Origin of the sequence: Telluria aromaticivorans (assembly GCF_013003915.1) — a bacterium.
Classification (GTDB): Bacteria; Pseudomonadota; Gammaproteobacteria; order Burkholderiales; family Burkholderiaceae_D; genus Telluria; species Telluria aromaticivorans.
This window is the reverse complement of record NZ_JABAIV010000018.1, coordinates 1-7800: the sequence shown is the minus strand read 5'-3', so window position 1 is coordinate 7800 and position 7800 is coordinate 1. Positions and strand designations below refer to the sequence as shown.

Genomic DNA, 7800 nt, shown 5'->3' with positions numbered 1-7800 from the left:
TTTTTGTGAACATTTGATAATTTAAGTAATCAAGAACCGAAGCTCTTGGCACCTTCATCAAACGCCCACACTTATCGACTGTAAATTTTTAAAGAACGGTATTCGGTACTGCCTTGCTGCACTTGACGAAGCGTTGTGTTCGTCAGCAGCAGGAGAGCGATTATGCAGTGTTTCGCGTTGCTCGTCAACTCCCTCTTTTCCTTCGCTGCGCTGCCTGGAAGGCTGCTTGTGCGTCGGAGGAGCAGAACTATAACAAATACTCACCATTGCCGCAAGCCGTGAAATTTAGTTGTCCTGGCTTCTTGCTCACGGAGTGGTATAGCGGAATTCTATCGAATTGTTAGAAATAATTTACTTATGCTATTGAACATGAATCCGTATCATTTACCCAGATCGATAAGGGAGCGGGTCATGGCAGCAGCAGCGAAGAAACTGAGTCAGGTCGGAACCCACATGGCGATCGCGTTCGTCATCGCCTACAGCGTGACAGGGTCCATCGTGTTCGGTGGACTGGCGATCATTGTCGAGCCGGTGATCAATGTGGTCCTGCTGCCCTTCCACGAGAAAATGTGGGCCCGCGCCCGGCTTGATCGCGGGGCTGCGCACGGCGGATTGGCGCTCCTCGCCGGGGAGAAAGTGAGCCAGGCCAGCTTGCACGCCGGGGTTGCATTCGCTGTCATGTACGCGGCGACCGGCTCCGCGGTGCTCGGTGGCGTCGCCGCGATCCTCGAACCGGTGTGCAATGTAATCCTGCTACCGCTGCATGACCGCGCGTGGGATGCGCTGGGCACACGCCAATTCGCTGCCGTCTAAAGCGATAACCGGGTCAGGCGTTTCGGATTGCTGCCAGCGCCCACCGGTAACCAACGCGCTCCTGCTCCATGCGCAGCCGCTCTCCGTGGATGTTGTCACATAGTTCAATAAACAGCTGATGCTCCGCATCCGTCAGTCGACCAAGCTCGCCGGTATAGCGCTTGTCGGGATCTTCCTGGCCCCATAGCCGCGCATGCACATGCAAGGTCTGGGCGTCCATTAGCAGCGAGCGCACGTGCGGCAAGTTCGCGCGCAGGCGGTCCAGGATCGCAAAGCCGTGGGTGTCGATATCGCCCCAATACAGCAGCTCCCGGTCGTGCAGCCAGCCGGTCTGTGCAAGCCGGTCGATTCCATAGCCGCCGCCAAATACCACCATCCCTGACCGCACCGGGGGGAACGCGAGCGCATTGACCTCGTTCTCGGTAACGAATACCCGTTCTACCCGGGTATCGAGCGTCGCGAACTGGGCTACCGGCACAGTCAGGTCCGACAGGCCTCCGATGAAATGGCCGGGATCAAGCATGCGAAAGCGGATCAGCGCGGGCTTGGACACCAATCCGAACCGGGTTTCGAACTGGCCAACGCCACTGGTATTCGCCAACATTGCCCCAGCCGGCAAGACCTGGTCGAGCAGTTCCGTGAGCAGGCCCCTGCGCGATTCGATAAACTTGGTGTCGACGCCCTCGATGTCGAGCTGGCGCAGATAGATACCCGGTAGCGGATGCGCGACGAACCAGTGCAATACCGCGAGGACACGCTCCCATGCGTCGGCATGGTCCAGCAGCTTGAGTGGCTGGCTGCCTAACCAGGCACGCAAAGCGGGGAAAGCTTCCAGGGTCGCGCCTGCGAGACGGTCGAAAAGCCGGGCATCCGCCGCGCGCCCGATCATGCGCAACGCATCTTCTACAGACGGAATCACTGCTGCTACCGGGATGTTGTTGCGCCCGAGCTGGCGGTGATTGACCGCACGCCAGACCAGGTCATAGCCATATCCCCTGCGCTCGCGGTCCCCCACGGCCAGCGCACCGATCCATGCGCGCACCGCCTCGAACTGTTCCCCCATGTCGGCGACGCCAGGCTGCCGAAGGCGCAGCTCATAGGGAAACAGCGCCGCACCTTCGAAGCGTGCCCGCAGCAAGGCTCCGCTGTCCCACAGTTGCCTGGTGCTGGCGACAATGTCCTCTGGCGTCGTCCACCTTGCCGTGCGCACGCCCCTCATCCGCCGCGCGCCTCGCGCTCGGCACGGAATTCCTCGATGCTCAGGTAGCGCAGCATCGACAGGCGCCCTTCTTCGCTGTGCACGAAGCCAAGACCGGAGACATAGGGCTCGATGATGTGGATCTTCTGGAGCGGGGTCACGATCAGCAGTTGCAGGTTCATGCGCCGGAACAGCTCGAGCCCATAGCGCGCCGACTCGTCGGAACCACGGCCGAAGGCTTCATCGATCACCACGAAGCGGAACGAGCGCGACCGCACCGCGCCCCACTCCAGCCCGAACTGGTAGGCCAGGCTAGCGGCCAGCACGGTATAGGCAAGCTTTTCTTTCTGGCCACCGGATTTGCCGCCGGCGTCGGAATAGTGCTCGTGTTCGCGGCCGTCCTCGCGCCAGCGCTCCGACGCCGAGAAGACGAACCAGTTGCGCACATCGGTAACTTTGCGGGTCCAGCGCTTGTCCATCTCGCCGCTGCCTTCGCGGCCACGGAAACGTTCGATAATGCGCCGCACCTGCAGGAACTTAGTCTCGGTATATTCCTCGTCGGGCGAGCCGGTGAGTGCGCCTTCGGTGCAGCTGCGCAGGTCGTGCTGGAAGTCGCGCAGGTCGGCATCGAGGCTCGGCTCCGCCTCCAGCGCGATATAGCGGTTGGGGTTGTAGTCGATCGCATGCAGCGAGGTGTTGATGATGTCGATCCGCTCGCGGATCGTTTCCCTTTCGCGCTTGAGCTGAGACTGGAAACCGGCAATCTCGCGGATCGTGTTCTCGTTCAGCAGCTCCTTGAAGCGGCTGGCGAAGCGTGGCAAGTCGTCCGCCTGCAAGGCTTGCAGCATGCGCCGGAATTCACCGGCCGCCTCGATGCTGACGTCGACCTCGCGTGCATCGAGTGGCCAGGCGGAGGTGTAATTCTGCATGCCGGAAATGATTGCGTCGCGTAGCCGGTCAATCTTCTTGCCTTCGGCGTCGATACGCGCCTGCAGGAACTCGCGCATGTCGCGCTCACGGTTATCGGACGATTCGACTGTCAGCACATGCTCGCCCAGTGCTTCGGCGCGCAGGGCTTCCAGCCGCGGTTCGAGCGAACCTTGGCGCGCGGCGTCGATCGTGCCGGCCAGTGCGCCGGCCTCTTCGCGCAGTTGCCGCGCATGGCGCAGCTTTTCGACGACCGTGGCCTCCACCTTGGCGGCGGCATCGTGCTGGGTTTCGGTGTCGGCCAGGGCGACGTCGAGCTCGCGCAACTGCGCCTGCAGCGTGCGCAGCACGTCGGACGATGCTGCCAGCTCCTGCCGTTCGCGCTCGAGCTGGTCGATCGCGGCGACCAGCGGCTTCCAGTCGAGCTCGGCGAAGTCGGTATAGACCGCGAGCTGCTGCCACAGGCCGTGCAGCTTGTTCCACTCGTCGACCTCACCCTTCAGGGCGAGAATCTGCTGCGCGTGAGCGTGGATGCGGGTGGCGAGGTCGCGCTCCTGCCTGGCGAGCGCGGCGATCTTGGCTTCATTGGTCCAGCCGAGCACGTAGCGGGTGCGGTCGCCGATCTGGTGGCGGTCGTCCTTCTCGTGGCGCTCGCCGCCGGCCTTCACCTGCCCATTGGGCGTGATGGCCCGCTGCTCGCGGCGGAACTGGTCCATGCTGTCGCAGCAGGCATAGTCGAACCGGCGCGCCAGCTCGGCCTCGATCCAGGCATAGAAAGGCGAATCGGGCTGGATCGCCAGCTTGCGCGCCAGCGACTGCGGGTGCGTCCCCTGCCGCTCGGCTGCCACACCCGGACGCACCCGGTAATAGACCAGCCGCGCGCCCAGGTGGGTGCGGTCGGCCCAGGCGGCAACCTGGGCGTAATAGGCTTCGGGCACCAGCAGCGACAGGCCGAATGCGTGCAGCAGGCGCTCGGCTGCGCCCTCCCATGCTGCCTCTTCCTCGCGCACCTGGATTAGTTCGCCGGCAAACGGCAGCTTGTCCGCAGGGATCGCCAAGGCTTCGCACAATGCCTCGCGCACCATCAGCATCTGGCGCGGGATGTTCGAGCGGCGCTGGCGCAGCGATTCGAGTTCGCTGGTGAGTTCGCCGTGCAGGCGCCGCAGTTCGCGCACCGTTACGCCGGCTTCGGTGAGCCGGTTGCTGCGTTCGTCGCGCTGTGCGATGCAGTCGGCCTGGCCTTGCGCAATGGCGCGGCGGTTGGCGTTGAAGGTGTCGGTATCGAGCGCGCCGGGCAGGCCGACGGCGCCCGCGATGATCTTGTATTGTTCGGCGCGCCTGGCTTTTTCCTGCCTGGTGGCGTCGTGCCGGGCGATGTCGCTCTTGATCTGTTCGATGCGGTTGCCGCCGTTGGCGGAAATGGCGGCAGTCAGTTCGTCGCGCGTACGGCGCTGGGCGCGCCGCAGTTCCTGCAGCTGTGCGAGCTTGCCTGCGGCCCGCTCTTCCTCGGCGTCGAGGTTGGCGATGCGCTTGTCGAGCAGTGCCGCCTTCAGCCCGGCGAACCAGGGGCGCAGCGCATCGCGGCAGCTGCGCAGTTCATCCACGCTCTGCACCAGCGCCGCATGGCGGTCGCAATCGGCAACCAGGGGCAACAGTGCATCGATCTGGGCCTGCGCCTTCAAGACCGCTTCGTGGGCACGGTTCAGGTCGTCGAAGTGGGCGATCAGGGCGTCGATGCGTGACTGTACCGGGAAGGGCTCGAGCATGTGCTCGCGCACGAACTCGGTCAGGTTGCCGACTGATTTCATGGAAACGGTCTGGTTGAACAGGTCCATCGCCTGCTCGGAGCCGATGCCGAAGCGGCGCCGGAACTCGGCGCCATAGGGCGGGAAGCTGTCGAACAGGGTGACGCCGGCAATGGCGCGCAGGCGTTTGCGCAACTGCGTGATATCGGTGCCGAAGCCTGCGAAGTGCTCCGCAATCGACAGGCTGGCGTCGGACACGACGTAGAAACGCTCCGGCTGGCCGCGTGGATCTTTCAGCCAGAATACCTGGGCCAGCGTGACGGTCTGGTCGAAGCCCTCGTTGCGGAATTCGCCCAGCAGGACAGAATAGCTGTGGTGGTCGCGCAGCGGCACGGCGCGTGCCGTCATGCCGGTGTCGCCGCGCTCGGACTTATAGTGGCCGAGCACATAGGTACGCAGGCTGCGCTCGCGCGATTCGGCGCCGGCCGCCTTGTTGTACGAAATCTTGTTGGCCGGAACAAGCAGGGTGGTCAAGGCATCCACCAGGGTCGACTTGCCCGAACCGATGTCACCGGTCAGGAGCATGTTGTCGCCGCCCGGGTGCATGCGCCACACGCGCTGGTGGAAGGTGCCCCAGTTGTACACCTCGAAGCGGTGCAGGCGGAAGCCGGCACGTTCGGCGCCATCAGCGGGCTCGGGTGGCGCGGCATCCAGCCGTAGGCCAGGCTGGACATCCGGCGGGACATCGGGCGCCGAATCGCCCGGACCGGCCAGGTCGAACTGCGCCTGGACAGCCTGTGCGGATGGATTGACGCCGAATGGGGCGTTCATGTGCTTTCCTCTCCGATAGCCGAGCTGGCGTGGCTGGTGTAGGCGTCGAGGCGCTTGTCGAATTCGTCGAGCCATTGCGCGTCGACAAAGGCTTTCAGGATCCGGCGTACTTCGTATTGGCTGTCCTGGCCGCGCAGGCGACGCAGGAATCCGAGCTCGACGACCTTGTTCATGTGTGTCTCCATGCGGTCGAGCAGGCGCGCCTCGTTCGCGGTGTCCGGCAGGAACAGGCGCATCTGTTCCGCGATGTCTTCGCGGCTGACCACCAGCCGGGTATCGCCGCCAGTGGCGTCGAATTCGGCCAGTTTCTTGCGCAGCAGGACCAGGATCAGGCTGACGGGGAAACTCAAAGGGCGCCGCTGCACCAGGCGCGGCATGTCGGCCTCTTCCAGCGAGCGGGGGCGCTGGCGCAGGTAGGCGTAGCCTTCGGCTTCGTCGAAGATCAGCTCGAGGCCGATGACAGCGCAATAGTCGCGCACGCGTGCCTGCAGGTCGAGCAGGGCCTGCCATTGCGCGGCGGCGTACTCTTGGTACAGCACGCCCTGAAACAGGTGGACCAGGATGGGGCCCAGGCGGTCGTCGTCATTCATCGGATGTATGCTCGCGCAGGGTAAAGATGACAAGTGGCAGCGATGCCTGGCGCATGCGGCCGGCGCTGTCGGTCCAGGACACCAGTTCGGTGCGCTCGTCGTCGATCACGGCAGCGACCTCTTGCGTGGCCAGTTTCAGGTAGGTCGCCAGCTCGGCCAGGCCTTGCTCGATCGGGCGTTCCGCCACCAGCGCCGCCAGCGTTACCTGGCTGCGGGCCTGCAGTGCGCGCCGGATGTTGGACAACAGGCGCGCCTGGTCGACGTGGACTTGCTCGAACAGGGCGTCGCTGGCGATATCGGCCGCGGCGTCTTCTATGATGACGTTGCGGATGTCGGCCTTGAAGGGCGGGTTGTAGAGCAGGCGCTCCATCGGCAGGCCGATCTCGGGCGCAGGCTCGTCGATGACGGCGAAGGCTCCCTCCGGCACCCGGGCGCGCACGGCCAGCGCCTTTTGTTCGACGCCGCGAATCAGTTCCATGATGCGGCGGTTCTCGATCCAGGCCTGGTCGTCGAGGTAGCGGCGCAGCTGCCCGGACAGGCGCGCCACGGTGCGCTGAGTGACTTCGCCGGCCTCGAGCCAGTCGTAGTGGATGCGTCTGAGGCGGCCATCTGGCTCCAGTTCGCGAATCGGCCCAAGCTGCATGACGCGATCCAGTAATTTGCTGAGTTCATCCTGGCGCGAGGGCGACATCAGGAGATCCCAGAACGCGCGGAAACTGCGGCCCTCGTCGGAATCCGCGATGAGGTCACGCCAACCGAACACCTGCTGCAGCAATTCACCCTTGCCTCCTTCCCAGGTCGCGATCTGTTCGCGTACGCTCCGGTCCAGGCTGCGGAAGTTCTGGTCCAGGGCGCGGAAATCGGACAGCAGCTCGCGCGCGGTGCTCGCCATCTGCAGGAAGCGCTCGCGCACCTGGGTCGGCTCCATGAGATCGAGGCGGCCTTCCCTGATCTGGGCAATCTCCGCATCAATCTCGGCTTTGCGCTTCTGTAGTTCTTCGATGCGCGTGCGCGGATTCAGTTCGGTGCCGTCGACGATCTGTTTAAGCAGGTCAAACACGGTCATCAGGCGCGACTCGGTACCGATGAAGGCGCGCTGGCCCAGGGCGCCGAGCCACTCGATCGCCTGTTCCGCCGACGACGTCAGGTCATAGTGCGGTTCGTCCTGGCCTTGGGGATAATATTTCCGAAGCCAGCCGCGCTCGTCGGAGGCCCAGTCGTCCAGGTAGGCGGCGGCGCTTTTCGGGTACGCGCCCTGTCCTTCGACCTGGTGGATCTGGAACAAGTGATCGTCGAGCTGGGAGGCGAGCGCCTGGCGCGGGATCGTGCGGATGTTCGGCGCGACGAAGCTGCGGTGCAGGAAACTGGCGATCATGGGTACATGGTCGGCCGCAAGGAGGCGCCAGGCGGGATGGGAACGCCGTTGGAGAACGAGCTGGTGATAGTCCATCTTCCGATGTCCGTGGATGTATCGTATGACTGTACTGTGAGTTGAATAATTTGACAAAGGGATAAAGCGCACAGCAAAGTCAAACGCAAAAAAGCCCGTCCAGATCACTGGACGGGCTTTCTCTTATAACTAGCCTGACGATAACCTACTTTCACACTGGTTGCAGCACTATCATCGGCGCAAAGTCGTTTCACGGTCCTGTTCGGGATGGGAAGGGGTGGGACCGACTTGCTATGGTCATCAGGC

Annotated in this window: 5 protein-coding genes and 1 rRNA gene; 1 reads left to right on the top strand and 5 read right to left on the bottom strand. The window is 63.7% G+C overall.

What is annotated here, in order from left to right; all coding sequences use genetic code 11:
* The first annotated feature begins 411 nt into the window (after nucleotides 1-411).
* Nucleotides 412-813, top strand: a complete 402-nt coding sequence (locus HGB41_RS23050) for a DUF2061 domain-containing protein (RefSeq protein ID WP_171088652.1) — start codon at nucleotides 412-414, stop codon at nucleotides 811-813.
* A 13-nt stretch (nucleotides 814-826) separates the two neighbouring features.
* On the opposite strand, the gene HGB41_RS23045 is transcribed toward HGB41_RS23050, so the two are convergent.
* The 5 genes from HGB41_RS23045 to rrf form a co-directional block, all read right to left on the bottom strand.
* Nucleotides 827-2032, bottom strand: a complete 1206-nt coding sequence (locus tag HGB41_RS23045) for a DUF3322 domain-containing protein (protein WP_171088651.1) — start codon at nucleotides 2030-2032, stop codon at nucleotides 827-829.
* Nucleotides 2029-5514 carry an ATP-binding protein gene (locus tag HGB41_RS23040; RefSeq protein WP_171088650.1) on the bottom strand — a complete coding sequence of 1162 codons (3486 nt, stop codon included), beginning with the start codon at nucleotides 5512-5514 and terminating at the stop codon, nucleotides 2029-2031. The genes HGB41_RS23045 and HGB41_RS23040 overlap by 4 nt, the downstream gene beginning before the upstream one ends.
* On the bottom strand, nucleotides 5511-6104 hold the full coding sequence (locus HGB41_RS23035) for a DUF4194 domain-containing protein (RefSeq protein WP_171088649.1): 594 nt from the start codon (nucleotides 6102-6104) through the stop codon (nucleotides 5511-5513). The genes HGB41_RS23040 and HGB41_RS23035 overlap by 4 nt, the downstream gene beginning before the upstream one ends.
* Nucleotides 6097-7554, bottom strand: coding sequence for a DUF3375 domain-containing protein (locus tag HGB41_RS23030; RefSeq protein WP_171088648.1), 1458 nt, complete (start codon nucleotides 7552-7554; stop codon nucleotides 6097-6099). The genes HGB41_RS23035 and HGB41_RS23030 overlap by 8 nt, the downstream gene beginning before the upstream one ends.
* A gap of 132 nt (nucleotides 7555-7686) precedes the next feature.
* A 5S ribosomal RNA gene (gene rrf, locus HGB41_RS23025) occupies nucleotides 7687-7799 on the bottom strand.
* Between the last annotated feature and the right edge of the window lies 1 nt (nucleotide 7800).

What these genes read in the sequence shown, in the direction of transcription:
- HGB41_RS23045 (WP_171088651.1), bottom strand. Translation starts at nt 2,032, where the DNA reads ATGAGGGGCGTGCGCACGGCAAGGTGGACGACGCCAGAGGACATTGTC.
- HGB41_RS23050 (WP_171088652.1), top strand. Translation starts at nt 412, where the DNA reads ATGGCAGCAGCAGCGAAGAAACTGAGTCAGGTCGGAACCCACATGGCG.
- HGB41_RS23040 (WP_171088650.1), bottom strand. Translation starts at nt 5,514, where the DNA reads ATGAACGCCCCATTCGGCGTCAATCCATCCGCACAGGCTGTCCAGGCG.
- HGB41_RS23030 (WP_171088648.1), bottom strand. Translation starts at nt 7,554, where the DNA reads ATGGACTATCACCAGCTCGTTCTCCAACGGCGTTCCCATCCCGCCTGG.
- HGB41_RS23035 (WP_171088649.1), bottom strand. Translation starts at nt 6,104, where the DNA reads ATGAATGACGACGACCGCCTGGGCCCCATCCTGGTCCACCTGTTTCAG.